General features: G+C 71.2%; 22 protein-coding genes. 7 read left to right on the top strand and 15 right to left on the bottom strand.

Features of this window, described 5'->3' with window-relative positions; translation table 11 throughout:
• Window positions 1-5 precede the first annotated feature (5 nt).
• From ASC55_RS12765 to amiA, 4 genes are all read right to left on the bottom strand, one after another.
• Window positions 6-1,409 carry a YcaO-like family protein gene (locus ASC55_RS12765; protein WP_055876321.1) on the bottom strand — a complete coding sequence of 468 codons (1,404 nt, stop codon included), beginning with the start codon at window positions 1,407-1,409 and terminating at the stop codon, window positions 6-8.
• Window positions 1,406-2,407, bottom strand: a complete 1,002-nt coding sequence (locus tag ASC55_RS12760; protein WP_055876318.1) for a CocE/NonD family hydrolase — start codon at window positions 2,405-2,407, stop codon at window positions 1,406-1,408. The genes ASC55_RS12765 and ASC55_RS12760 overlap by 4 nt, the downstream gene beginning before the upstream one ends.
• Window positions 2,404-3,204, bottom strand: coding sequence for a hypothetical protein (locus ASC55_RS12755; protein WP_055876315.1), 801 nt, complete (start codon window positions 3,202-3,204; stop codon window positions 2,404-2,406). The genes ASC55_RS12760 and ASC55_RS12755 overlap by 4 nt, the downstream gene beginning before the upstream one ends.
• Before the next feature lie 85 nt (window positions 3,205-3,289).
• Window positions 3,290-3,388, bottom strand: a complete 99-nt coding sequence (gene amiA / locus ASC55_RS17790; protein WP_017831216.1) for a streptamidine family RiPP — start codon at window positions 3,386-3,388, stop codon at window positions 3,290-3,292.
• 115 nt (window positions 3,389-3,503) lie between these two features.
• On the opposite strand from amiA, the gene ASC55_RS12750 reads away from it, so the two are divergent.
• From ASC55_RS12750 to ASC55_RS12730, 5 genes are read left to right on the top strand one after another with little or no spacing between them, the layout of a single operon-like run.
• Complete coding sequence (locus ASC55_RS12750) at window positions 3,504-4,709, top strand: hypothetical protein (RefSeq protein ID WP_055876311.1); 1,206 nt, start codon at window positions 3,504-3,506, stop codon at window positions 4,707-4,709.
• Window positions 4,706-6,469 carry a prolyl oligopeptidase family serine peptidase gene (locus tag ASC55_RS12745; RefSeq protein WP_082524356.1) on the top strand — a complete coding sequence of 588 codons (1,764 nt, stop codon included), beginning with the start codon at window positions 4,706-4,708 and terminating at the stop codon, window positions 6,467-6,469. The genes ASC55_RS12750 and ASC55_RS12745 overlap by 4 nt, the downstream gene beginning before the upstream one ends.
• Entirely contained in the window at window positions 6,466-7,611 is a 1,146-nt protein-coding gene (locus ASC55_RS12740) for a FecCD family ABC transporter permease (protein ID WP_200935181.1), read from the top strand. Before ASC55_RS12745 ends, ASC55_RS12740 begins: the two co-directional genes overlap by 4 nt.
• Window positions 7,608-8,384, top strand: coding sequence for an ABC transporter ATP-binding protein (locus tag ASC55_RS12735; protein ID WP_055869249.1), 777 nt, complete (start codon window positions 7,608-7,610; stop codon window positions 8,382-8,384). Before ASC55_RS12740 ends, ASC55_RS12735 begins: the two co-directional genes overlap by 4 nt.
• Window positions 8,385-8,428: 44 nt before the next feature.
• Window positions 8,429-9,445, top strand: coding sequence for an ABC transporter substrate-binding protein (locus ASC55_RS12730; protein ID WP_082524355.1), 1,017 nt, complete (start codon window positions 8,429-8,431; stop codon window positions 9,443-9,445).
• 69 nt (window positions 9,446-9,514) lie between these two features.
• On the opposite strand, the gene ASC55_RS12725 is transcribed toward ASC55_RS12730, so the two are convergent.
• The 5 genes from ASC55_RS12725 to ASC55_RS12705 are packed head-to-tail and all read right to left on the bottom strand — an operon-like array spanning window position 9,515 to window position 13,735.
• On the bottom strand, window positions 9,515-9,904 hold the full coding sequence (locus tag ASC55_RS12725) for a VOC family protein (protein WP_029260102.1): 390 nt from the start codon (window positions 9,902-9,904) through the stop codon (window positions 9,515-9,517).
• 54 nt (window positions 9,905-9,958) lie between these two features.
• A complete protein-coding gene (locus ASC55_RS12720; RefSeq protein WP_055876302.1) occupies window positions 9,959-11,002 on the bottom strand; it encodes an acyltransferase family protein in 1,044 nt (347 codons plus the stop codon).
• Complete coding sequence (locus ASC55_RS12715; RefSeq protein WP_017831208.1) at window positions 10,999-11,949, bottom strand: D-alanine--D-alanine ligase family protein; 951 nt, start codon at window positions 11,947-11,949, stop codon at window positions 10,999-11,001. Before ASC55_RS12715 ends, ASC55_RS12720 begins: the two co-directional genes overlap by 4 nt.
• Window positions 11,946-13,070 (bottom strand): alanine racemase, encoded by a 1,125-nt coding sequence (gene alr, locus ASC55_RS12710; protein ID WP_055876299.1) that lies wholly within the window; start codon window positions 13,068-13,070, stop codon window positions 11,946-11,948. Before alr ends, ASC55_RS12715 begins: the two co-directional genes overlap by 4 nt.
• The gene (locus ASC55_RS12705) at window positions 13,067-13,735 is read right to left on the bottom strand and encodes a M15 family metallopeptidase (protein WP_055869243.1); all 669 of its coding nucleotides are present in this window, start codon (window positions 13,733-13,735) and stop codon (window positions 13,067-13,069) included. The genes alr and ASC55_RS12705 overlap by 4 nt, the downstream gene beginning before the upstream one ends.
• An 87-nt stretch (window positions 13,736-13,822) precedes the next feature.
• Here ASC55_RS12705 and ASC55_RS12700 point away from each other — a divergent pair, with 87 nt between their 5' ends.
• Together ASC55_RS12700 and ASC55_RS12695 are read left to right on the top strand one after the other, a co-directional pair.
• Window positions 13,823-14,494 carry a response regulator transcription factor gene (locus ASC55_RS12700; RefSeq protein ID WP_028503005.1) on the top strand — a complete coding sequence of 224 codons (672 nt, stop codon included), beginning with the start codon at window positions 13,823-13,825 and terminating at the stop codon, window positions 14,492-14,494.
• 10 nt (window positions 14,495-14,504) lie between these two features.
• Window positions 14,505-15,587, top strand: a complete 1,083-nt coding sequence (locus tag ASC55_RS12695; RefSeq protein WP_055876296.1) for a sensor histidine kinase — start codon at window positions 14,505-14,507, stop codon at window positions 15,585-15,587.
• A 124-nt stretch (window positions 15,588-15,711) separates the two neighbouring features.
• On the opposite strand, the gene ASC55_RS12690 is transcribed toward ASC55_RS12695, so the two are convergent.
• The 6 genes from ASC55_RS12690 to ASC55_RS12665 form a co-directional block, all read right to left on the bottom strand.
• Window positions 15,712-17,232: an SDR family NAD(P)-dependent oxidoreductase gene (locus tag ASC55_RS12690; RefSeq protein WP_055876293.1), complete on the bottom strand. Its 1,521-nt coding sequence runs from the start codon at window positions 17,230-17,232 to the stop codon at window positions 15,712-15,714.
• A gap of 130 nt (window positions 17,233-17,362) precedes the next feature.
• Window positions 17,363-18,121, bottom strand: coding sequence for an SDR family NAD(P)-dependent oxidoreductase (locus ASC55_RS12685; protein ID WP_055876290.1), 759 nt, complete (start codon window positions 18,119-18,121; stop codon window positions 17,363-17,365).
• Between the two features lie 41 nt (window positions 18,122-18,162).
• Window positions 18,163-19,410, bottom strand: a complete 1,248-nt coding sequence (locus ASC55_RS12680) for an ATP-NAD kinase family protein (protein ID WP_055876287.1) — start codon at window positions 19,408-19,410, stop codon at window positions 18,163-18,165.
• A complete protein-coding gene (gcvPB, locus tag ASC55_RS12675) occupies window positions 19,407-20,990 on the bottom strand; it encodes an aminomethyl-transferring glycine dehydrogenase subunit GcvPB (RefSeq protein ID WP_055876283.1) in 1,584 nt (527 codons plus the stop codon). Before gcvPB ends, ASC55_RS12680 begins: the two co-directional genes overlap by 4 nt.
• Entirely contained in the window at window positions 20,987-22,375 is a 1,389-nt protein-coding gene (gene gcvPA, locus ASC55_RS12670; RefSeq protein ID WP_055876280.1) for an aminomethyl-transferring glycine dehydrogenase subunit GcvPA, read from the bottom strand. The genes gcvPB and gcvPA overlap by 4 nt, the downstream gene beginning before the upstream one ends.
• Complete coding sequence (locus tag ASC55_RS12665; RefSeq protein WP_055876277.1) at window positions 22,372-24,486, bottom strand: beta-galactosidase; 2,115 nt, start codon at window positions 24,484-24,486, stop codon at window positions 22,372-22,374. The genes gcvPA and ASC55_RS12665 overlap by 4 nt, the downstream gene beginning before the upstream one ends.
• Window positions 24,487-24,632 lie beyond the last annotated feature (146 nt).

The raw sequence follows: 24,632 nt of genomic DNA, 5'->3' as shown, positions 1-24,632 counted from the left end.
CGACCTCACATGTGCGGGGCCGGGAGGAGCGTGAAGTCCTCCGGGGCCCCGGTCCACGTCGCGCGCCAGCCGCGATCCTCCGCCGCCTCCTGGAACCGCGGCATCCCGAGGTACGAGAACGCCGCCGGAGCGTTGGGCACGAGCCCCGTCACGATCGAGCGCACCACGCGCAGGGCGGTCCGGCGCACATCGGTGGTCGTGAGGTCGCGCGTGAGCACACGGTGTCCACGAGCGCGCAGGCGCTCGTACACCTCGTCCATCGTCACCGGGCTCATCGTGCTCAGCGGATGCACCCCCTGCGCGGGCGCACGGAAGCGACGCGCCTGGTCGTGCACGGTCGGGTCGAGCCACACCTGCACGTGCGCTCCGAGGTCGATCACGTTCTCGAACTGCGACCCCGCAGCGGCCGTGTAGCCGGCGTCTGGGCGGAAGTCGAGGGTCAGGCCCTTCGCCATCAACCCCTCGGCGACCGCACGGAACACCCATCCGTCCGCGGTCGTGCAGCCCTGCGTGTAGATCCAGGTGTGCACGGCTTCGAGCACCGCCTTCCGCGCCGCGCGTGCCGGATCGAGCGCGGCCGAGAAGCCGGCGGCGTAGAGCCCGCGCTCCTCGTCGTGCACGAGCGCGCCGATCGCCGGGGCGAACTCCGAGGGCATCGCCACCAGCCACACGCGCAGGCTGCTGCCTCGCAGATCGTCGAGAAGACCGGGGACCGTTGCCGGGTCGATGCCGAACGTCGGCCCGTCGAGGTGCCACCACACCTCGAGCGCATCCCGCTCGATCACCTCGATCACCCCGCGGTCGCGGGCGTCGTCGAAACCCGCCCCGGTGGCGATGCCCGCATAGTTCAGGTGGTGCGTCCGCGGCAGCGAGCGGAAGCGCGACTGCCGCCAGTTCAGGTGCACGAGCGCGTCCGGCATCCACACCGAGCCGCCGTCGAGGTCTTCGCAGCGCGCCCAGAGCGTCGGAGTCGAGGAAAGCAGCCGCTGATAGGGGAAGCCGGGGCGCGTGAGCTGCCAGTCGGCGAAACGCGGGAGATCGTCCTCGTCGATGACGCTCTCCCCTTCGGCGCGCAGCTCCTGCGCGGTGGCGACGCGCAGCTCGTCACGAGGGAGCAAATCGGGCAGCCAGTTGCCGCAGTACCGTTCCACCCCCTCGCCGATCGCGGCGATGCGTGCCTGGGCGGGGTCGCCGAACGACGTACCGAGGGAGACCCGGTCGGCGGGCCACTCGCCCAGCATGCGCGCGTCGGCGACGGATGCCGTCAGCGCCAGGTATCGGTGCGGGGCACCGACCGGGTGCGGCACCTCCCGCACGGAACGGATGATGCCGGTCTCCGCATCGACCAGCGCCTCGGCCGGGAGCGTCGCGCGGTCGGGGGCGTGGTCGAGGGTGTCGTGCGCGGTCATGCTGTCCTCTCGTATCGCCAGCGACCGGTGTCGGGTTCGAAGGCGGATCGGGTGCGGCGGAGCACGGGCGGTCCCGGCTCGCGCGCGGCGGATGCCGGCGCGGACACGGGCGCCGATTCCTCCGCTGGCAGCCCGTTCTCGGCGAGCCAGGAATCGAGCACGCGTCCGATGCCGCCTGCGCGGCGCAACCGGGAGCGGATCTCGTCGTCGTCGATGTCTGCGGCGAGCCGGTGCCCCCACGGACCGTCGACCAGGTGGACGGGCCCTCGCCAGGCGGCAGCGAGCCGACCGGCATCCGCGAAGAAGAAGTCGTGATCGCCGCGGATCAGCAGCAGCGGCGCGCGAAGCGCGCCGTACGCACGGTCGAGGTCCACAGCCGGGGCGGACCAGAGTCGTCGCCACCCGGACAGTGCCACGCGCGACCAGCCCCACTCCTCGGCAGCCCGGTGCACGCCGACCTCGGTCGCCCGCGCGACGCGTGCCGCGAGCTCCTCATCGGTCAGCGGCGGCTGGGAGCGCGCTCCCCGGCCGTGCTGGTGCCACCACCCGATTCGGTGGTGCAGGTGGGGGCGCCCGTTCTCGTCCCAGGCGGTCTCGGCAAGCCCGAGCGCGGGGACCAGGAGCACCAGCGCGTCGACGTCGGCGGCCCTGGCGGCTTCGAGCGCGGTGTGCGCGGCGTACGAGCCGCCGGACAGCACGAGGGGGAGCCCGGGGTTCTCGGCCCTGACCGCCTCGACCACCGCGCGTCCGTCGCTGCGTTCCGCGAGGTAGGGGTGCCATTCGCCGTCGGACGAGTGTCGTCCGCGCACGTCGTGGATCACGCAGCGGTAGCCCCGGCCGGTCCAGGCGCGGGCGGTGTCGCCGTGACGCCAGGCCCCGTAGGGCGTGCGGATGATCACCACGCCCCGAGGATCGGCGGGCTCCCAGGCCCAGCCGCGCAACAGGGCGCCGTCATCCGCGACGACGGTGTGGAGGCGGGCATCACGCGGCGGGGTCATCGGAGCACCCGGCGCGGGGCCGCGGGGAAGGGGAGCACCGTGTGCTCGCTGACGGCGCCGGTCGCCGGCACCAGCTTCCAGAGGGTCGTGCGCAGGCGGTCGAGTTCCGCACCGTCCTGCGCCCAGGTGAGAATCACGTGCAGCGTTCGGGCGAGGGCGAGCACCCTGGTCGCGTCGTCGACGGGGACGGCGGCAGGCGGACCCGCCTGCTGCCAGGCCTCGCTCGACGCCGGCGCACTGCTGGCCGCCAGCCGCCGTGTGGCCACCTGGCTGGAGGTCGGGTCGCTCGCATCGATCGCGAGCGGATCGATCAGGATGCTCTCGCCCTCCCTGTGGACGCGGAGCCAGGCGATTCCGCGGTGCGGAAGACGATCGAGGGCGGCCCATCGTCGACGATCGTGCGCACCCTCGGCGTAGGCGATCACGAGGGCGGCGTCGTCCACCGGTTCCGACGCGGTGTCCACGACGGTGACCTGCGCGCCCCAGCCCGCGAGCATGCGCTCCAGCTCGTCCACGAACGGGCCGGTGCCGATGAGGCAGACAGCACGGCGATCCACCGGCCACCGGCGCAGCGCGTCGGCAGCCTCGCGCTCCTGCACCTCACGGGTGACGCGGTCGAGGGTGACAGCGGCGCCGCTCTCGGCGTCGCTTTCGAGGGCGCCGAACAGCTCTGCGGGCGGCGCGTCGACCAGGGCGAATCGTCCGGTGCGCAGGCGGATCCGGGGGCGACCGTCGGCACCGACGACGAGATGGGCGCCGGAGCCGGGGAGCGGCAGGATGCGGGGTTCGGAAGTCATGGATTCTCTCGGTGATGGGCCCGGCCGGGCGCGAACGCCCGGCCGGACGGGAGTGCGCTCGAAAGCGCGACGGAAGGATCCGCGATCAGTCGAAGGGGTTCTCGACCAGTGCGTTCGAGTGCGATGCCGACAGGTGCGCCAGCTGCTCGGACTCTTCGATCTCGGCGAGGATCTGCTTTTCCATTTCGTTCTCCTTCAGTGAGGTGGTCCGTCCCGCGGTGTGCGGGGCGGGTTCACGATGTGTGAACACTGACGACCCTAAATGATAATGATTCTCAATATCTACTAGGATCGCTGACATGTCCTCCTCCACACCCCTCCTCGCCGCTGATCACCGGGCCGGAGTCGTCTACGAGATCCACGACGGCTCCCGGCGTGTCGCGGTCGCCGACAGCTGGCTCGCCGAGCACGCGGGCTTCCTCCGCCTGCCCACCGGAGCAGCCGGGCGCTGGGCCTTCGCCGACGACCGCGGCGGCGCGCTGGTTGTCGGCGACACGGACGCCGTGCGGCGCATCCCGATCGCCATCCCCGCCGAGCACCTCGCCTGCGATCCGAGCGGCCGCCACGTGGTCGTCACCTCCGGTCTGGGGATGAACGAGGAGGCGTGGAGCGACCTGGTGTCGGTCGTCGACCTCACGACCGACTCCTCCGTGCGCTTCCGGGTGCGCACGGGCGAACCCGGGGTCGTGCTCGCCCCCGATCAGGCCTCTGGAGAACCGACGATCGTGCTCCGCCATCGCGAGCCCGGCGCGGTGGAGGCGCTGCCCCTGGCGAGAGCCCTCGACGTCGGAGCCCACGCCCCGGTTCTGCGCGGACACCTCCTCGACGACCTCGCCGCAGACGGCCACGGCGACGTGATGGACCCGGGCTCCGGTGTCGTCGGCATCGCGACGAGCCGCGGCCTCGAACGGTTCGTCGTCGACGCCGGGCTGCCCCGCGCCATCGGCATCGTCCCCTGGCCCGTCCCCGGACGCGCGTACTACCTGCGCCTCGCCGGTGACACGGGAAGAGCCACGGGCATCGTCCGCGGCGGACCGGCCTCCCCCGGAGCGTGGCCGGAGTGGACCAACACCTTCGTCGAGATCGACCTCGCGTCGGGAGCGACCCGTTCCGTGCCGTTGCCACCGGGACTCGCCTTCCGGTTCGCACTCGCCACGGGCATCGCGGCGGTGTGCGTGATCCACCCCGACGGCGATGTCGTGGTGGTGATCGATCGTGCACAGGCGCGCGTCTCGCGGATCACTCCGATCCCGGCGATGACACACCCGCCCCGCGCAGGACAGCTGCCGTGGGACGGCGTCGATGGTCGTCCCGCGCAGCGCCGCTCCCTCACGATCGATCCCAGGACCCGAACGATCGCGGTCACCAGCGGGGGAGACGGCACGATCCTCCTCCTCGACGATGAGGGCATCTCCACGATCGAGCTGCCCACCCCGCTCGACGAGGGCGGACACCTGCTGTGGGCGGGTGGCGGCGACCGCATCGACGACCTGGTGGGGCGATGAGCGCGCACCGATCCCTGCTCGACGACGCCCTCGCGCGCGCCGAGCGCCACGGCCGTCCGGGCCTGCCGGTCGGCGGCTTCACGCTGGGCAGAGCGGACGACCGCTCCCGCCGCGGCATCCACCGCGTCGACGGCACGACCGTGATCGAGCCCGACGGCCACCTGCACCGGATCTTCCCCTCCCCCGACCGCCGACTCGTCGCCGTCGAGTGGGCACCCTCCGCCGACGAGAACGCCGTGTTCGGCATCGTCGACGTCGCCGCCGGCACGCTGCGCCTGCATCCCGACATCCGCCTGCGCTACGACACCGTGGTGTGGGCAGCGGACTCGCGGAGCCTCGACGTCGTCTCGAGCCGCGACCGAATGCTCGTGACCCTCGACCTCGAGACGGATACACGACGGGCGGTCCCCCTCGAGTCCGAGGCGCGACTGCGGCTGTTCCCGGGCGGGAAGAGCGGACTGTGCGCCCTGAGCTCGGGTTCCCGAGGCACGACGCTGACCGACCGGGCCACCGGGACCCTTCTGGGACGGTGGCCCGCGCTCCTGCGCGCCGCACCGCTCGACGCCGGCGTGCTGGTGTGGCACGACGGCGGGCTCGATGCCGTGGCGAACGACGGTGCAGGCGTCGACGGCGACGCGAAGCACGGCCTGCTCTGGCGCTGGAGCGATCCCGACGCGCAGATCGTCGATGTCGCAGCGCACGGGGACCGTGTCATCGTGCTCGCCGTCGCCGACGGGCGCAGCGTGCTCGTCGACCTGGTCGACGGCGTCGAGATCGAACGCTCCGAAGCGGACTCGGCCAGCACCGACACCCTCACGACGACGGCGATCGGGTTCGACGACGGTGTGCTGCACCTGGGCGTCGAAGGGCCGCTCACCCCACCGCGGATCGTCGAGCGCACGAAGGAGAACGCCACGATCGCTCCCTCTCCCGCGGAGACCCTCGGTGCCACCGTGCGCCACGATCTGCCCGCCGACGACGGCGCGACCCTGACCGTCCACGTGACCGCTCCGCCGGGCGCAGAGGGCCCGGTGCCGCTGATCCTGACCTGCTACGGCGGCTTCGGCGTGCCCCATCTCCCGCTGTTCGAACCCACCGTGCCCGCATGGGTCGCCTTCGGCGGCGCCTACGCCTCCGCGCAGCTCCGCGGTGGCGGCGAGCGCGGAAGGGCCTGGCGTGAAGCGGGCCACGGCGCCCGCAAGCATCGCACGATCGCCGACCTCGCCGACGTCGCACGCGGACTCATCGCGGCCGGGATCACCCGCCCCGATCTGCTCGTGCTCGCCGGGGCCTCCCTGGGCGGGGTCATCGCGGCCAGGTGCGCGATCGAGCATCCGGAGCTGTGCGCGGGCTTCGTGACCACCGCCGCTCCCCTCGACCTGCTCGCCCTGGACGATCATCCGCTCGGGGCGCGCTGGCGAGCCGAGTTCGGCGATGACGGCACCCCGGGATCACGCGCTCGCCTCCGCACCCTCTCTCCCCTCGCTCAGGCCGAAGCACTCCCGGTCGGGACTCCGATCCCCTCCTACCTCGGTGTCGTGCTCGGTGAGGACACCCGGGTGCTTGCCCGAGACACGCACCGGATGGTCGAGGCGCTGCAGCAGGCGGGCGGCTCGGCCCGCCTCTGGACGGCCGCCGGAGCAGGGCACGGCGCGAACGAATCCGCTGCCCTGCACGCGCTCGGTCTCACCGTGCTCGACTTCGCGGCCGAGGTCACGACCGCCATGCCCTCCGACGCCCCGAACGGAGCCTCCCTGTGAGCGCATCGACCGCCACCCTCGTCGAACGGCGCGAACGGCGCATCCGCTTCCCCCGGCGCCGAGGCGGCGAGCGCCGCCGGGCCCGGAGCGGAGGCCGCCGGATGCTGCCGGTCGGCCCTACCGTGACGACCATCGCCGTGCTCGCCGTGCTCGTCCTCGTGCTCTCCGCGGCCACCGGGCCCGTCGCCGTCTCCCCCCTCGACGCCGCGAAGATCGTGATCGGCCATCTGATCCCCGGCATGCCCTGGATGTCCGATGGCACGCTCACCCCGTTGCAGGACCAGGCCGTGTGGCAGTTCCGGGTGCCGCGATCGCTCCTGGCCGCGCTCTCGGGCGCAGGGCTCGCTCTCGCCGGGGCGATGATGCAGGCCGTCGTGCGCAACCCGCTCGCCGAGCCGTACATCCTCGGCGTCTCGTCCGGGGCGAGTGTCGGCGCTGTACTGGTGATCGTCTCGGGCGGGGCCACGTTCCTCGGCCTCACGATGAGCGGGGCGGCCTTCGTGGGCGCTATGTTCGCCTGCATCCTCGTCGCCATGCTCGCGCGCATCCGCGGAGAGCTGTCGCCGACCAGGATGATCCTCGCCGGTGTCGCACTCGGCGCCCTGCTGAGTGCCGTGACCAGCTACCTCACGCTCACCACCGACGCCCAGAACGTCGTCAGCGTGATGTTCTTCCTGCTCGGCAGCGTGTCGGCCGCCGACATGTCGTCGCTGCTGATCCCCGCGGTCGCGCTCGCGATCGCCTGCATCGCCGTGTTCGGGCTCTCGCGGTCGATGAACGCGCTGCTCGCGGGCGACGAATCCGCGATGGCGGTGGGCGTGCGCACGACCCGGCTGCGCGGTCTGCTGCTCGTGCTCGCCTCGCTCCTGACCGGTGCGATCGTCGCCGTGAGCGGCGGCATCGGCTTCGTCGGCCTCGTCGTGCCGCACATGGCCCGACTCCTCGTCGGCTCGGATCATCGGCGGATGCTGCCGATCACGGTCCTCGGCGGCGCGCTGTTCCTCATGGTCGCCGATCTGCTCGCCCGCACGGTCGCGATGCCGACCGAGATCCCCCTCGGGATCCTCACCGCGTTCGTCGGGGCTCCGTTCTTCCTGTGGCTGATGCGCAGCGGCGGCGAGCGGGCGGGGTTCGACCGATGAGCGTGCTGTTCGACGACGTGAGCGTCGCACGCGGCGGTCGCACCGTGCTGCACGGCATCGACCTCGAGGTCGGCACCGGGCGCATCGTGGGACTCCTCGGCCCCAACGGCAGCGGCAAGTCCACGCTCCTGCGCGCGCTCTTCACGGGTCAGCGTCCGCACGCCGGACGCGTCCTGATCGACGGCGCCGACGTGTCGCAGCTGGCCCCGCGCACACTCGCGCGCACCGTGTCGGTCATGCTGCAGGACTCCCCGTCCGAGTTCGATCTGACCGTGCGGGAGACCGTGCTCGTGGGCCGTTCGCCGCATCGTCCGCCTTTCAGCCGGGACACCGCGGAGGATCAGCGCATCGTCGACGAGGCCCTGCGCACCGCCGACGTGCACGACCTCGGCGACCGCCTGGTGCGACGGCTCTCGGGTGGTCAGCGCCAGCGGGTGATGCTCGCCCGTGCGCTCGCGCAGAGCGGCGAGATCCTCGTGCTGGACGAACCGACCAACCACCTCGACATCGCGCACCAGCTCGACCTGATGCGCGTCGTGAGCGGACTCGGCACGACCGTGATCGCGGCCCTGCACGACCTCAACATCGCCGCGGCGTTCTGCGACGACGTCGCCGTGCTCGACGAGGGCAGGCTCGTCGCCTTCGGTCCGCCCGACACCGTGCTCACCCCCACGCTCGTCGACGAGGTCTTCCACGTCACCGCCCGCGTCGCCATCGAGGTCGACACCGGGGCGCGGGCGATGACGTTCCATCCGCGACAGTCCGCCGGCTGATCCGCTCGACACCTGAACCCACACCCCTACCAAGGAGAAGAAGAATGACACCCCGTACCCGAACCACCCGTCTGCTCGCCGCCGTCACCGTCGGACTGGGCGCGATTGCCCTCACCGGATGCGGCGGCGGCGTCTCCGCCGGATCCGCACCCGACTCCGCCGGCGAGGCGATCACGATCGAGAACTGCGGCCGCACGGTCGAGATCCCGACCACGCCGACCGCCGTCGTCGGGCTGCACCCGTCGCAGACCGAGCTGCTGCTGCGCCTCGGTCTCGCCGATTCACTCGTCGGTCAAGCGCAGGCCACGGCCCAGAAGCTGCCGGCCGACGTCGCGGGCATGGCGGCCGAGGTGCCGGTCATCGGCGGAGACTCCCCGCCGAGCCGTGAGGAACTGCTCGCCGTCGAACCCGACTTCGTGTACTCGCCCACCACCTACGAGTTCACCGCTGAGCAGGGCTTCGCCAGCATCGAGCAGCTCGCAGACGCCGGTGTCGCCGCGTACACCGCGACCGGCGGATGCTTCGACCGCCGCATGGAGGGCACCGTCGACGACCTCTTCATCGACCTCGACAACCTCGGCGCGATCTTCCAGGTCGAGAAGGAGGCGAACGACCTGATCGCGTCGTCCCAGGCCGAGCTCGCCACCGTCGACACCGCGATCGAGGGGCAGGACCGCCCGCGCGTCGCGCAGGTCTTCGTGGAGGGGACGACCCTCACCGCGATCGGCGCCGGCATCGAGTACGACATCCTGCAGCGCGCCGGCGCCGACAACGTCTTCACACCGGACGACCCCGCATTCGCCGACTTCTTCGCCGCCGAGATCACCCCGGAATCCCTCGCCGCCGAAGCACCCGATGCACTCGTGTTCGCGGTGACCGACTCCGCGCACGAGGCCGCTGTCCGCTCGTACCTCGCAGCGACCTTCCCCGACATGCCCGCCGTGCGCGACGGGCGACTGATCGCGGTGCCCTCGACCGACCTGTTCCCCGGCACGCTCGGCAACGTATCGGCGGTGCGGCTGATCGCCGAGGAGCTCTACCCCGACGCGGTCTTCGACTGATCCGCACGGCCGCACGACGGCGCCCCGGGGACCTCGGTCTCCGGGGTGCCGTCCCCTCTGAGTTCGTCGTCAGGCCTGCATGACAGCGAGCACATTGCCGGCCGGGTCGCGGAACCACGCGATGTCCGGGCCGCGACCGTTGCCGCGGACGATACCGCGCTCATCGGAGGGGAACTCCTCGTCGCTGTAGATCTTGGTCTGCACGCCCCGGGCGATGAGCTCGTCGACCGCGGCATCGACATCCGCCACAGGGAAGTTCAGGATCGTGAAGCTCGCCGGCGTGTGGTTCGGCTTCGAGTAGACGAGGATCGACCCGCCGCTCGGCAGCCGCAGATCGAGGAAGCCCATCGCGTTGCGCTCGACATCGAGCCCGAGGGCCGTGCCGTAGAACTCTTCCGCCGCGTCGATGTCGTCGACGCTGAATCCGCTGAATGCGTTGTCCGCTGTGAAGGCCGCCATGGTTCCAGCATCCGCCGTCCTCCGCCGATTGTCGAGGCCCTTCATCGGCGCCCTTCATCGGCGCAGTCGCGGCACCAGGCGGTCGGTCGCCTGCAAGGGGTCGAACAGTACCCCGAGCCCGCAGCGCATCAGCAGCGCATGCACGCCCAGGCAGATCACGATCACGGCCGCCGTCAGCACGATGGGGCCGATGGCTTCGAGCACCGGCGTCGTCCTCCCTCCCGCAGCATCCAGCCCCGCATCGATGAGCGCGAGCGGCATCATGTGCAGCACGTAGATCGGCAGGGTGCGCTGTCCGATCCAGCGCAACGGTCGCGCGATCACTCCCACCCGCCGATCGAGGAGCACGCTGAGCGACACCCCGAACGCCACCGCGATCAGCGCGAGCGCGGGCCACACTCCCGGCAGCAGGCGGATGGCGAGGCCTGCCACGAGCGCCAGCGCCGCGACGTACACGGCCGCGAGCGCGAGCGTGCGCCACACCCCGACGCTCTTCGCGAAGCGTTCGACGACCGCACGCAGCCGCAGCCCCACGAGGAAGAAGAACAGGTTCTGCACCAGCTGCCACAGGTTGCCGAGATCGGGGATGACTCCGGCCCCGGCGGCCGCCGCGACCACGAAGGCGACCGACAGCACCACGGCGGTCGGCAGGGCGCGGGTCAGCCGACCGATCGCCAGGTATACGGCGAGCGCAAGCAGATACCAGAGGTTCGTCGGGCTGATGGTCAGCTGCGCGAGCAGCTCCCACCCGTCGGTCGCCCGCGCCGTGTCGAAGTCGGGCGCGAGGGCGAGCACGAACGTCTGGATGAGCACCCAGACGACGTAGAGCAGCGAGAGCCGTGCCGCCCGTCGTCGCCACGAGTGCCCGTCGTCGGCGAGCACGGCCCGTGCGGCGAACATCCCGGAGACCAGGAAGAACAGCGGGATCCGCAACGGCAGCAGCTGGGCGTTCAGCATCGCCCAGGCGTCGGTCACGGGACCGGCGCCCGCCACATCGATCGCATGCTTGGTCACCACATGCCAGAGCACCACCAGGATGATGCAGATGCCCTTCGCGACATCGGGCCATCCGACGCGGTGCGCAGGAGACGCCGTCACGACGCCGCGCGTACGAGCCGCGCCACCAGGTCGACGTAGGTCACGCCCGCCGCCGCGAACATCCGCGGCACCTGCGACGCAGCCGTCAGACCTGGCATCGTGTTGACCTCGTTCAGCACCGGGCCCCGATCGGTCAGGAAGAAGTCCATCCGTGCGACGCCGTCGCATCCGAGGGCGTCGAACACCGCGATCGCCGCCCGCTTGAGCGCGGCCACCTCGGCCGCATCGAGCTGCGCCGGAACCGTGAACCGCGCGCTGCCGTCGTACTTCGTGGCCGTGTCGAACAGTCCCGTCGCATGGATCTCGAGGGGCGGTGCCGCCCAGCGGATGCCGCCCTTCTCACGCAGCACCGCCACGTCGATCTCGCGCCCCCGCACGACCTCTTCGACCAGGATCCGGCGGTCGAAGCGCGCGGCCTCGTGCAGCGCGGCGAGCAGATCCTCCTCGCGCGTCACAAGACTCACGCCGTGGCTCGACCCGGCCGACACCGGCTTCACCACGATCTCGCCCTCGAACTCCACGTCGCCGATGTCGTCGGCCGAGACGAGACGACCGCGCGCGGTTCCGAGCCCGACGGCATCCGCCACCAGCTTCGTCGTCCACTTGTCCATGCCGATGGCCCCGGCGCGCAGCCCCGAACCCACCACACGCACTCCGGCGAGCGCGCACAGCGCCGCGAGAGCGCCGTCTTCGCCCAGGGCACCGTGCACCGCGGGGAAGACGACATCGGTCCGTGTGAGCAGCGGAAGCGCCAGCGCCAGCGACTCGGCAGGCGATCCCCCGTTCGGGCGACCGTCGACGCGCCAGATCCCGTCGCGGTCGATGGTCACGCACGTCACCTCGTGATCGCCCATCCGCAGGGCGGCGGCGACCGCGGCAGCAGACGCCAGCGACACCTCGTGCTCGGCGTTCTGCCCGCCGCCGACGACCAGCACCTTCGTCGTCATGCGATGCTCCTGCGCACTCGCGCCCCGATCCCGGTGACGACCGTGTGCGGGATGGTCCCCGCCCACCGCGCCCATTCCTGCACCGAGGGCACGGCCCCTCCGTCGGGTCCGAACACCGTCGCGACCGCACCCCGAGGCAACAGCGCGGCGCCCGTATCGACCACGATCTGATCCATCGACACCCTCCCGACGATCGGATGCCGCACCCCGCCGATCGCCACCCCCGCGCCGACCGCGAGCTCGCGCGGGACACCGTCGGCGTATCCGACGCCGACGACGGCCAGATGCGTCTCCCGAGCGGTGAGGTGGGTGCCGCCGTAGCCGACGGCCGTCCCCGCCGGCACGAGAGCACTGTGCACGACGGGCGCCGTCCAGCGCGACGCACCGACCAGCGCGGTCGTCTCCGAGGGGTCGATGCCGACCAGCCCCGCGCCGATCCGCACCATACCGAAGTGCGTGGCGGGGTCGGTCAGGGCGCCGGATGTCGCGGCGAGGTGCACGAGCACAGGGCCCAGACCGGCGCGCAGCATGGCATCGCGTCCCTGCCGCATGCGCAGCACCGCAGCCGCGTTCGCCGTGGGATCGGCCTCGTCCGCTCGTGGCAGGTGACCCATCAGCCCGACGACCTCGACCCTGCCCCGTCCGGAGCGCGCGAGTCGGAACAGCTCGGACCAGTCGTCGAGAGGGCACCCTCCCCGCGCCATGCCGGTGTCGAGATGCAGATGCACGCGCACCGGCTCCGCGGCGTCGGCGATCAGCTGGCGCAGCTCTTCGACCGAGCCGATCGCGATGTCGATGCGGTGCGCGGCGGCGGCTTCGGCATCGACGCCCGACGGGTTCAACCACGACAGGATCGGCACGTCGAGTCCGGCCTCGCGGAGCGCGACCGCCTCGGCGACGTCGGTCACCCCCAGCCAGTCGGCGCCGGCGGCGACCGCGGCTCTCGCGACGGTGACGGCCCCGTGTCCATAGCCGTCGGCCTTCACCACGGCCATGATCGGCACGACGGTCACGGCTCGCACGCGCCTCAGGTTCTCGGCGACGGCATCGGGCAGGGTGCACAGTGTCGGCGCGTGCAGGCGCGAGAAGGTCACGGGTTCGGTGGCGAGCAGAGTGGTCATCGCTTCGTCCTCGGGTCGGCGGTCGGGTCGGCGAGCATCTCGGGGCATCCGTCGTCGACGGCCTCCGGGCGCAGCTCGTAGTGCCAGGACTCGTTGGCGTAGATCTGGCAGAGTCCGTAGCGCGAACCGCGCTGCGCGAGCCAGTCGAGCGCCGACCAGGGGCCGAGGTCGACGGCACCGCCCGTCACGTGCTCCGAGGTCTCGGGGGTGGCCACCCAGCGGCGCGCCTCGTTCTCGGATCCGTACTGGATGATCGCGTCCTGCAGCATCCGCTCCTGGAGTGCGGGCGAGCGCCATCCGCTGTTCACCCGGAAGGTGACGCCGTCGCGCTCCGCATCGGATGCTGCGCGCTGCAGCGCCTCGAGCAGGGCGGGGTCGAGGTTACCCACGGCGACTCTGTCCACCTCGAAGACCGTGGGCTTGTCGTCGTCGCGGATCACCCCGTCGGCCTCGCTCGGGGCGATGACGGATCCGGTGATGTCTCCGGTCGGAACGGGGGTGGACGCGGGCGATGGGTCCGAATGCGTGGCGTCGGCGAAGGCCACGGACAGCGACTGCTGCACCGCGATCGCGAGGATCACGGCGGCGGCGAACGCGATCGCGGTGATGATGACCCTGCGGCGACGGCGCGCTCGGAGCGGAAGAGGGGTGGTGCGGGTGTTCATGCTCCCAGTGAAGAAGAGGGCCGGTTGCCAGGGCGTATGCGCTTTTGCATACGCTGCCGATATGCCGCACTGCGTAGGATCGCAGCCATGCGTGTACTGATCGTCGAGGACGAGCCCTACCTCGCCGAGGCGGTACGCGATGGGCTGCGCCTGGAAGCGATCGCCGCCGACATCGCGGGCGACGGCGACACCGCCCTCGAGCTGCTGAGCATCAACTCCTACGACCTCGCCGTGCTCGACCGCGATGTTCCCGGCCCTTCCGGCGACGACATCGCCCGGTGGATCGTGGCCTCCGGCAGCGGCATCCCGATCCTGATGCTCACCGCCGCCGACCGCCTCGACGACAAGGCGACCGGCTTCGAGATCGGCGCCGACGACTACCTCACGAAGCCGTTCGAACTGCGCGAGCTCGTGCTGCGACTGCGCGCCCTCGACCGCCGACGACAGCGCAGCCGGCCGCCCGTGCTGGAGGTCGCGGGGCTCCGACTCGACCCCTTCCGCCGCGAGGTGTACCGCGACGACCGCTATGTGGCGTTGACCCGCAAGCAGTTCGCCGTGCTGGAGGTGCTGGTCGATGCCGAGGGCGGGGTGGTCAGCGCCGAGGAGCTGCTGGAGCGCGCCTGGGACGAGAACGCCGACCCGTTCACGAACGCCGTGCGCATCACGGTCTCCTCGCTGCGCAAGCGCCTGGGGGAACCATGGCTGATCCTCACCGTGCCGGGTGTCGGATACCGGATCGGGACGGACGCCGATGCGTAGGCGCCCCGGCATGAGCGCCCGCCTGAAGCTCACGCTCAGCTATGCGGCTGTCGTGCTGGTGTCGGGGTTGCTGCTTCTCGCCGCCGTGGGCCTGTATCTGCTGCGCTACGTACCGGACGTGCAGATCCCCTACATCGACTTCCGGGTGCCGAACCGCTCCGACCTGATCAGGGCGTTCGTGCCAGTCGCCTCGGTCGTCATGGTGGTACTGCTCGCCCTGGGACTCGGCGGCGGCTGGTTGCTCGCCGGTCGAATGCTGGCGCCTCTCGAGCGCATCGGCGACGCGGCGCGGCTGGCGGCGCAGGGGTCGCTCTCGCACCGGATCGCCCTCCCCGGCCCCCGCGACGAGTTCCGCGACCTCGCCGACGTCTTCGACTCGATGCTCGAGCAGCTAGAGGCCCACGTCGCCGAGCAGCAGCGGTTCGCCGCCAATGCCTCGCACGAGCTGCGCACCCCTCTCGCGATCTCGCAGACGCTGCTCGAGGTCGCCCGCGATGACCCCGAGCGCGACGTCGATGCGCTGATCGCCCGCCTGCAGGAGGTCAACGCCCGCGCGATCGAACTCACCGAAGCGCTGCTGCTGCTCAGCCGGGCGGACCGTCGCGCGTTCACCCGCGAGATCGTGGATCTGTCGCTCCTCGCGGAAGGAGCGGTCGAGGCGCTGGTGCCGCTCGCCGACCGTCGCGGCGTCGCCGTGGAGGTGGGCGGTGCCCCGGCCCCTGTACTCGGCTCCTCCACGCTGCTGCCGCAGCTGGTCACGAACCTCGTGCTCAACGCGATCGTGCACAACCTGCCGTCGGGCGGAGCCGTCGCCGTGCGAACGCACTCGATGCCCCACGCCGTCGCACTGGTCGTGGAGAACACCGGCGAGCTGCTGCCGGCGCACCGCGTGGCGACGCTCATCGAACCCTTCCAGCGCGGTGCCGAGCGCACCCGCAGCGACGACCATGCCGGGGCGGGACTCGGTCTCGCGATCGTCGACCGCATCACGCAGGCCCACGGGGGCACGCTGGTGCTCACCCCGCGGACGGACGGCGGCCTGATCGTGACGGTGTGGCTGCCGCATCCGTACCCGGTCGAGCCTTCCGCCTGACCAGGCTGCCGTCCCCGTCCCGGTTCAGATGTCGGAAGATCTTCCGGATGCCGGAGCAGATGGGGATCTTCGGCCCGACATCCGCCCTTTCTCCCGACGGATGAACCGATACGGGAGCGCGAGCTCACCAGGGGCTGGGCTCGTAGTCCTTGAGGAACACGCCGTGGATGTCTTCGCCGGCCTCGCCGCGCACGATCGGGTCGTACACGCGGGCGGCGCCGTCGACGAGGTCGAGCGGGGCGTGGAAGCCCTCTTCCGCCAGCCGCACCTTCGTGTAGTGCGGACGCTCGTCGGTGATCCACCCGGTATCGACGGCGGTCATCAGGATGCCGTCCTTCTCGAGCATCTCACCCGCGCTGGTGCGCGTGAGCATGTTGAGCGCGGCTTTGGCCATGTTCGTGTGCGGGTGGCCTGGCCCCTTGTAGCGGCGGGAGAACTGCCCCTCCATGGCCGAGACGTTCACCACGTACTTGCGGTGCGAATCCGAGGCAGCCATCGACGCGCGCAGACGGCTGATGAGCAGGAACGGTGCCGTGGTGTTGGCGAGCTGCACCTCGAGCATCTCGAGCGGATCGACCTGCTCGATCGACTGCACCCAGCTGTTCACGCGGTTCACGTCGGGCACGAGGCCGCCGGCGTCGATCGCGGTGCCGTCGGCGTGCTTCTCCAGCGACGAGGATCCGGGGGCCATCGCGAGGCGTGCGAGGTCTTCGGCCGTGAGCGCCTGGCCGCCCTGCTCGGCGACCGTGCCGCCGAGGGCCGCGACCGAGAGCAGCGGATGCGCGTCGACGGATGCCTGCAGCGCCTGCGGGTGCGGATCGGCCGTGTGACCGAAGGTCTCCATCTCGGGCAGCGGACCGTCGGGAAGCGGCTGCAGCTCGGCATCCGCCAGCAGCGAGTACGCGCCCGGCGAGCGGCGCACGGTCTGCGCGGCGTTGTTGATCAGGATGTCGAGCGGACCCTGGGCCGCGACCGAGTCGGCGAGGCCGATCACCTGGGCGGGATCGCGCAGGTCGATGCCGACGACGCGCAGACGGTGCAGCCAGTCCGCCGAGTCGGGCAGAGCAGAGAAGCGACGGACGGCGTCGCGCGGGAATCGGGTGGTGATCGTGGTGTGCGCCCCGTCGCGCAGCAGCCGCAGCGCGATGTGCATGCCGATCTTGGCGCGGCCACCCGTGAGCAGGGCGCGCTTGCCGGTGAGGTCGGTACGGGCGTTGCGCTTGCCGTGGCTGAAGCGGGCGCAGTCCGGGCAGAGCTGGTGGTAGAACGCATCCACCTGCGTGTAGGGCTGCTTGCAGATGTAGCAGTTGCGGGGCTTGAGCAGCTCGCCCGCGATCGGGGCGTCGATCACGCTCGTGGCGAGGTCGTTGCCGCGGGTCTCGTCGTCGATGCGGTCGGGCGCTCCGGTGGCGGTGCGGGCGACCACGGCCTTGTCGGCCTCGGCGATCGCATCGCGGATCTCCTTGCGGCGCACCCGCTTGACGGCCTTGAACATCGCCGCGGTCGCATGGCGCACGGCGACGAAGTCCGGATGCTCGTTGTCGATCTGGTGCAGCTCGGCGAGTACGCGAAGAGTCGTGGCGAGATCGTCGGGGTCGACGCCCGGTCCGAGGTCGGGTGCAGCGTCGGAGGGGGCGTCGGTCATTGTGCTGATTTTACGCGAGTGTCCTGGGGGTACGCCCGACCGCGCCCGCGGGGCACATGAGCCGGTCGTCGAGCACACGGCGCGACGTCGAGAGCCCGCGCACTCGACGGAGTGCGCGGGCTCACCGCAGCTACGCGATCCCGCCGCCGTCCACGACGAGTGCCGACCCCGTGACGTACGAGGAGTCGTCGCTCGCGAGCCAGACCACGGCCTGCGCGACCTCGCTCGGCTCGCCCATCCGTCGCAGCGGACGATCGGCGGCTTCGGCGAGGAAGGCGTCGGTGTCCTGCGCGAGCTGACGGGCCTCGTCGCGCAGCATCCCGGTGTTCACGTCGCCAGGGTTGACCGAGTTCACCCGGATGCCGGCAGGGCCGTGGTCGATCGCGAGTGCACGCGTCATGTTCACGACCGCCCCCTTCGAGGCGCAGTACGAGAGGGCCTGGCCGCCGCCCTTGAGGCCCCAGCCCGATCCGGTGTTGATGATCGAGCCACCGCCCGCCGCCTCCATGATCGGCACGATGTGCTTGCACATCAGGAAGATCGAGCGCACGTTCACGCCGAACACGCGATCCCACTCCTCGACGGTCGTCTCGACCGCCGTGGTGCGACGGATGATCCCCGCGTTGTTGAAGACGACGTTCACTCCGCCGAGCTCCTGGAGAGAAGTGGCGACGACGCGTTCGATGTCGGACTCGCTCGCCACGTCGGCCGCGATCGCGATGGCGGTGCCACCCGCGGCACGGATCTCCTGCGCGACGGCCTCTGCCGCCTCCGCGTTCAGGTCGACGACAGCGACGGCCGCGCCCTCGGCGGCGAGCGCGAGCGAGGTGGCACGACCGATGCCGCCGGCACCGCCGGTGACGATGGCCTTCTTGTTCTCGAGACGCATGGGGTGTCCTTTCGGGTTCGTTCAGAAGATGTCAGACGCAGTCAGGGGATCAGTTCGGGGGCGCTCACGGCGTACAGGCTGCTGGTACCCGAGCCGGTGACGATGCGCATGTGTCCGGCGAGTCTCGCATCCAGTTCCGGGTCGCCGGTGTCGACGAGGAGCGGGCGGCCGTGCAGATCGATGAGCTTCTGCTCGGGGGCGACGACGAGGAGCGGGTCGTCGCCGAGAGCACGCAGGACGGCAGCCGAGAGCTGCTGGTTGCCGCGCCCGAGCAGGAATCCCTGGCCGCCGATCACAGTGACCACGGCCTGAGCGGGGCCCTGGTCGATCGCGGCGAGGAGTTCCTGCTCGCTCGCGCCGCAGACGACGACCGTGCCGTCGAGCACGACATCGACTCCGAGCGGGGATCCCTCGACGCCCAGCTGCCGGGAGATCTCGGCGGTCGTGCCGCCGGGACCGAGCAGATAGCGGACGCCCGGGAGCATGCGGGCCACGGCGCCACGGGCCGCCGCCTCGACCGCCGCCGCCTCGGTCACGGGTGTCGGCGCCTTGCGCGCCTGGGTGCGGCCGCTCCGGTACGGCACCCGCAGCATGCCGTACAGCGTGGGGTCGACGCGGGCGCGCCGCATCGCGGCCTCGTCGATGTCGAGCACCTCGCGCTCGTCGGTGGGAAGCCCTCCCAGGTCGATCCAGTCCGCGGCGATCGCCCCCGCCGCCCGCGGGCTGACGGCGAACACGGGCGAGTACATCTTCACTCCGGCCGGCACCCCGAGCACGGCGGGCATCCGCGTATCGGCGTGCTCGGCATCCGCGTGCACCTGTCGGGCGTCCATGCCCCCGGGTGCGGATCTTTCGGCGTGTCTCCCGACATCCGTTCCGGCTCCCGACGGATGCTCGGCCACTTCGAGACCCGCGACCGCATCCCGCAGCGTCCCGTCACCGCCGACCACGAGGATCAGGTCGACGCCGTCCGCGGCGAGCGCCGCCACCGCATGCGAGGTGTCCCCCGCCTCCGTCTCGCTCCGCTCGACACCGGGCGCGGGAGCCACGACACGCGGAACCAGACCGGCCGCGCGCACGGCGTCGGCGCCCATCGCACCGGCGGCGGTCGCCACCACGAGCCCGGGATGCCGTTCGGCGAGCGTCGTCAGGGCGAGGACCGCCCGCTCCTGCACGCGCGAACGGGCGCCGCGCGCGAGGGCGAGGCGCTGCACGTCCGCGCCGTCGGAGCCGGCGAGGCCCGCAGGCCCGCCGACTCCGGCGACAGGGTTGACGACGAGGCCGATCACGACGCGACAGACTCCGCGGGGAAGTACTTCCGCTGGTACGCGCGCCACGTGATCGCCCACCGTTCGGGGTCGTCCAGATCGTCGTGGTGTGTGTGGTGCACGGTCTGGTTGTGCGGGGCGGTGCGCACCACCTCGGGGGTCTCGCGCGCCTCTCGCGCCACTTCGGCCAGGGTGGCCGCGTACTCGTCGAGCTCGGCCATCGAGTACGACTCGGTCGGTTCGAGCGTGAAGGGCTGCGGCACCACGTAGGGGTGGTGGCTGGTCCAGTAGTGCATGCCGAAGTCGGTCATGCGCACGCCGATCTCCTCCGACGAGATGCCGGTCTCCTGGTACAGCTCCTCCCACGAATAGCGCACCTGCTCGATGCGACGGCGGCCGGTGGCGTACGGGGCCGAGGCTCCGGGAATCCCGAGAACGCGAGCCATCAGGTAGTTGTTGTTCAGCACGGCGGTCTCGGCCGCGGCCAGCAGCCCCTCGGCTCCGAGCGCCATGATCCACGAGTAGGCCTTCACGAGGGCGGGGATGACGCCGAAGAACGGCCCGACCGCACCGATCGAGAGCTCTCCGCCCTCGGCGACCGCGAAGGTCCCGTCATCGTCGCGCACCACCCGCGGCCCCGGCAGGAAGGGGGCCAGCGCCGCACTCACGGCGTTCGCGCCCGATCCGGGTCCGCCGCTGCCGTGCGGGGTGCCGAAGGTCTTGTGCAGGTTGAAGTGGCACACGTCGAAGCCGGCATCGCGGGCTCGCGTGACCCCGAGGATGCCGTTCGCGTTGGCCTGGTCGTACGAGGCGAGGGCCCCGACCGCGTGCGCGGCATCCACCCACTCCCGGATCGCCGGGTTGTAGATGCCGGTGTCCTCGGGGTTGGTGACCATGATCGCCGCGGTACGGGGCGACAGTGCCGCCTTCAGCGCGTCGAGCGAGGGGTAGCCCTCGGCGTCGGGATACACGGTGATGACCTCGTAGCCCGCGGCCTTCGCGGCGGCCGCGTTCGAGGGGTGGCTGAAGATTGTTGTGATGACCTCGCGGCGCTGCTCGCCCTCGCCGTTGGCCTCGTGGAAGGCGCGGATCATGGCGATGTTCGCCCAGATCGCGGCCGACCCGCCCTGCGTGTGCAGCGAGACCTCGTCCATGCCGGAGATCTCGGCGAGCATGCGCTCGAGCTGCCAGACGATCTCGAGCACACCCTGTGCGTCGGCCGGATCCTGGTGCGGATGCATCGCGGTGAGCTGCGGGGTGTTCGCGAGCTGGTCGTTGATCTTCGGCGCGTACTTCATGGTGCAGGTGCCCTGCCCGATGTCGACGTTGAAGTCGGCGCCGAGGTTCTCCTGCGACAGACGCAGATAGTGCTTGAGCACACGCATCTGCCCCATCTCGGGCAGCTTCGGCTTCGACGCACGGCGCAGGGAGGCGGGGAGTGCGGCGACCACGTCGCCCACCGCCTCGCGCACGCCGGGCTCGACCTGCGAGACCAGCACGCCGCGCTCGCCGGGCGTGGTCAGCTCGAAGATGATCGGCTCGTCCCAGCGAGCCTGCTGGAAGCGGCGCAGCGCCGGCTTCGGGGCGACGGGGAGGCTCATCGGTTCTGCTCCTTCGCGAAGAGATCGGATGCCGTGACCTCGGCGAGTGCGCCCGCCAGAGTGTCGATGTCGGCCTGGGAGGTGAGTTCGGTGACGCAGACGAGCAGGCGGTGCTCGTCCACGACCACCCCGGGTTCGATGCCGCGGGCGCGCAGCGCGGTGACGACCGCCTGCGCCGTGACGTCGGCGGTCGTCACCGTGAATTCCCGCAGATGAACGGCATCGTCGTCGAGCGCGACACCGGGCACCGCGGCGAGCGCCTGCTGCGCGTACCGTGTGCGGGCGAGGAGCACCTCGCCGAGCTCGGCCATGCCGGCAGGTCCCATGAGTGCGAGGTAGACCCCGGCAGCGATGCCCCAGAGGGCCGCGGCCGTGCCGACCCACTCCTTCCCGTCCTCGCGATGGGCGAACGAGGTGCGGTCGTAGGCCACGTCTCCGAAGCCGTACTCGCCGGGCACATCGGTGGTGGCGAGCCCGAACAGCCGCGACGGCATCTCCATCACGAAGGTCGGATCGTCGTGCACGGCGATGAAGCCGCCGTGGGCGCCGCCGAACCACTGGTGCAGGCCGAGGGACTGGATGTCACCGGTGACGATATCGGCTCCGGCCACCGCGGGAGGGGTGAGCACCCCGTAGCCGATCGGGTCGGTGCCGACGACGACCACGGCGCCCGCCGCGTGCGCGGCATCCGCGATCTCCGACAGCGCGGCCTCGACCGCTCCCGTGGCGCTGGGCGTCTCGACCCAGACCGCGGCCACGTCATCGCCCAGTGCCGCACGGACGGCGGCCACGTCGGCCGTGCCGCCGACGGTCGGCACGTGATCGAGCGTGAGGTGCGCGCGCACGTAGTCGTGCACCTTCGCGAGCTTCGCGGGGAGCACGTCGCTGACGACCAGCACCCGGCCGCGGCCGGTGAGGCGCCCCGACATCGTCAGGCCCGTCGCCGTGGCCTGGTAGCCGTCGTAGGTCGGCACGTTCACGACGTCCATCTCGAGCAGCTCGGCCATCAGCGACTGGTACTGGAACAGCGCCTGGAACCGGCCGTGGTCCTCGTAGGGCTCACCGGCGTAGGCGGTCAGGAACTCGCTGCGCCCGATGACCTCGTCGACGACCGCCGGCACATAGTGGTTGTAGGTGCCCGCGCCGAGGAAGCTCAGCCGCTCCGCGGTCGAACGGTTCTTGGCGAGCAGCCCCCGCACGTGGCGGGCGAGGTCCTGCTCGGCCACGAACGGGGCTGGAAGGTCGAGCGGACGGCTCAGCCGCAGCGATGCCGGGATGTCGGCGTAGAACTCGTCGACCGACGCGGCACCGACGGCTGCGAGCATCGCCGCTCGAGACTCCGGGGCGGTGTTGGGGATGTACGGATGCACGAACGGGGCGGTCATGCGTCCTCCTTCTCATCGTTGTTGCTCAGGGACGTGTCACGCGAAGACGCGATCGGGGTGGCGAAGGGGATGGATGCGGCGCGGGGCGCGGCGAGGACGGCGACTCCGTAGCGGTCGAGCTCGAGCCGATCCGCGTGACGGATGCCGGTGAGCAGGTCGACGCCCGGGGTCGGGATCTCGAACGCGACAGGGGAGCGTCCGTGGTTCAGATAGAACGTGTAGTCGGTGGTGTCGTCGGCGCGCGTGACGACCTCGACCTCGACGTCGGTGTGCGCGCGGGCGGGAACGCCAGCCGTGCGCAGCACATCACGGAAGACCGGGAGCAGGCCCTCAGGGTCGAACATCGCGCTGACGTACCAGGCCGAGCCCGCCCCCGCCGTGCGACGGGTCACCGCGGGCAGGCCGTCGAGCTCGCCGCTCGCATAGGTGCCGCGCACCTCCACGTCGTCGTCGGCCTCGAGCCACTCGCTCCACGACGGCACGGTCAGGGTGTCGCCCGCGTAGTCGATGCTCTCGGTCAGACCGTCGGCGATCGGCCACTGCTCGTCGACCTCGACGCCCAGCAGGTCGCGCAGCGGTCCCGGCGCTCCGCCGTCGTGCACCTTCTCGGTGGCGTCGACCACACCGGAGAACGGTCCGACCACGAGGTGCCCTCCGCGCTCGACGAAGGCCCGCAGCGCGTCGGCCTGCGGCTGCTCCACGATGTAGAGGTTCGGCACCACGACCACGTCGTACGCGTCGAAGGGACCGGTCGCCCTGACGGCGTCCACCGGCTGGCCGAGCGTGTACAGCGCCCGGTGCCAGGCTCGGGCCTGCTGCGCCCACTGCAGACGCTGCGAGGGCAGCGACTCGACGGCGCTGGTGCCCCACCACGAGTCCCAGTCCACCACCAGCGCCACGCGCGAGCGCACCCGGGTGCCGCGCACGGGTTCGAGCTTCTTCAGCTCGTTGCCCAGCGCCTTGGTCTCCCGGAAGCTGCGCGAGCGCTCTCCGCGATGACCGAGCATCGAGGAGTGGAACTTCTCCTGGCCGTACTTGGCCTGACGCCACTGGAAGAACATCACGGCGTCGGAGCCGTGCGCGACCGCCTGCAGGCTCTCGATGCGGATCTTGCCCGGCGCCTTGGGCACGTTCACGTCGCGCCAGCTGGTCGCACTGGCCGAGGATTCCAGCAGCAGCCACGGCTGCCCGCCCTTGAGCGAGCGCATGAGGCCGTAGTTGAGGGCCGCGCCGACATGCGAGGTCGGGTCGGCGGGCTCGGGGTAGGCGTCATCGGTCACGACGTCTTCGACAGCGGCGAAGTCCCAGTAGTCCAGGTCGCGGAACATGCTCATGAAGTTCGTGGTCACCGCGATGTCGGGTGTGACCTCGCGCAGCACGTCGATCTCGACCTGGAAGAGCTCCAGCAGGGCGTCGGACGAGAAGCGCTCGAAGTCGAGCAGCTTGGTGGGGTTGACCGGCCCCGGCGCCTTCTTCGGCGTCTCGATGTGCTCCCACGACGTGTAGCGCTGACCCCACACGTTCACGCCCCACGCCTCGTTCAGTCCGTCGAGGTCGCCGTAGCGGTCCTGCAGCCAGCGACGGAAGTGCCGTGCCGACTCGGGGCACCAGCAGCGCGAGGTGTGATCGCCGTACTCGTTGGAGATGTGCCACATGGCGAGACCCGGATGGTCTCCGTACCGTTCTGCCATCGCCCGGGTCATCCGCGCGACGTTCTCCCGCCAGATCGGCGACGACGGGCAGTAGGTCTGACGGGATCCGAACTCCAGGCGGTGACCGTCGGCATCCCACGGTGCCATCTCGGGATGAGCGCGCAGCAGCCACGACGGCGGGGTCGCGGTCGCTGTGGCGAGGTCGATCGCGATGCCCGCCTCCCAGAGCAGCTCGATGATGCGGTCGAGCCACGCCCAGTCGTAGACGCCGGGCTCCGGTTCCAGCTGGGGCCAGCTGAAGATCGGCAGGCTCACCATGTTCACGCCGGCTTCGCGCATCAGACGGATGTCTTCGTGCCAGGTCTCTTCCGACCACTGGTCGGGGTTGTAGTCGCCACCGTAGGCGAGGGCATCGAGGCGGACGCGTCGGGTGGGCTGGTCGCCATCGGGTGCGGGCACGAAGTCTCCTCTCTGAGTCGTCACCGGCCGATCCGGCGGTGCACTGGTGCGAATCCCGGATCAGCTGTATTCTGTATACAACACACTAGGACGTCGTCCGAGGCCCGTCAACCCATAGGCTGACGGGCAGGCGGCAGAAGAGGGGA

This window comes from Microbacterium sp. Root322, assembly GCF_001425645.1.
In the GTDB taxonomy this organism is placed as follows: Bacteria; Actinomycetota; Actinomycetes; order Actinomycetales; family Microbacteriaceae; genus Microbacterium; species Microbacterium maritypicum.
This window is presented reverse-complemented; position numbering and strand designations above follow the sequence as displayed.

Excerpts from the sequence above, each read along its gene's own strand:
- ASC55_RS12760 (WP_055876318.1), bottom strand. The coding sequence starts at position 2,407 with ATGACCCCGCCGCGTGATGCCCGCCTCCACACCGTCGTCGCGGATGAC.
- gcvPA (WP_055876280.1), bottom strand. The coding sequence starts at position 22,375 with ATGACCGCCCCGTTCGTGCATCCGTACATCCCCAACACCGCCCCGGAG.
- ASC55_RS12715 (WP_017831208.1), bottom strand. The coding sequence starts at position 11,949 with ATGACGACGAAGGTGCTGGTCGTCGGCGGCGGGCAGAACGCCGAGCAC.
- ASC55_RS12690 (WP_055876293.1), bottom strand. The coding sequence starts at position 17,232 with ATGACCGACGCCCCCTCCGACGCTGCACCCGACCTCGGACCGGGCGTC.
- ASC55_RS12755 (WP_055876315.1), bottom strand. The coding sequence starts at position 3,204 with ATGACTTCCGAACCCCGCATCCTGCCGCTCCCCGGCTCCGGCGCCCAT.
- ASC55_RS12735 (WP_055869249.1), top strand. The coding sequence starts at position 7,608 with ATGAGCGTGCTGTTCGACGACGTGAGCGTCGCACGCGGCGGTCGCACC.
- gcvPB (WP_055876283.1), bottom strand. The coding sequence starts at position 20,990 with ATGAGCCTCCCCGTCGCCCCGAAGCCGGCGCTGCGCCGCTTCCAGCAG.
- ASC55_RS12725 (WP_029260102.1), bottom strand. The coding sequence starts at position 9,904 with ATGGCGGCCTTCACAGCGGACAACGCATTCAGCGGATTCAGCGTCGAC.
- alr (WP_055876299.1), bottom strand. The coding sequence starts at position 13,070 with ATGACCACTCTGCTCGCCACCGAACCCGTGACCTTCTCGCGCCTGCAC.
- ASC55_RS12685 (WP_055876290.1), bottom strand. The coding sequence starts at position 18,121 with ATGCGTCTCGAGAACAAGAAGGCCATCGTCACCGGCGGTGCCGGCGGC.
- amiA (WP_017831216.1), bottom strand. The coding sequence starts at position 3,388 with ATGGAAAAGCAGATCCTCGCCGAGATCGAAGAGTCCGAGCAGCTGGCG.
- ASC55_RS12750 (WP_055876311.1), top strand. The coding sequence starts at position 3,504 with ATGTCCTCCTCCACACCCCTCCTCGCCGCTGATCACCGGGCCGGAGTC.
- ASC55_RS12745 (WP_082524356.1), top strand. The coding sequence starts at position 4,706 with ATGAGCGCGCACCGATCCCTGCTCGACGACGCCCTCGCGCGCGCCGAG.
- ASC55_RS12765 (WP_055876321.1), bottom strand. The coding sequence starts at position 1,409 with ATGACCGCGCACGACACCCTCGACCACGCCCCCGACCGCGCGACGCTC.
- ASC55_RS12730 (WP_082524355.1), top strand. The coding sequence starts at position 8,429 with ATGACACCCCGTACCCGAACCACCCGTCTGCTCGCCGCCGTCACCGTC.
- ASC55_RS12700 (WP_028503005.1), top strand. The coding sequence starts at position 13,823 with ATGCGTGTACTGATCGTCGAGGACGAGCCCTACCTCGCCGAGGCGGTA.
- ASC55_RS12705 (WP_055869243.1), bottom strand. The coding sequence starts at position 13,735 with ATGAACACCCGCACCACCCCTCTTCCGCTCCGAGCGCGCCGTCGCCGC.
- ASC55_RS12695 (WP_055876296.1), top strand. The coding sequence starts at position 14,505 with ATGAGCGCCCGCCTGAAGCTCACGCTCAGCTATGCGGCTGTCGTGCTG.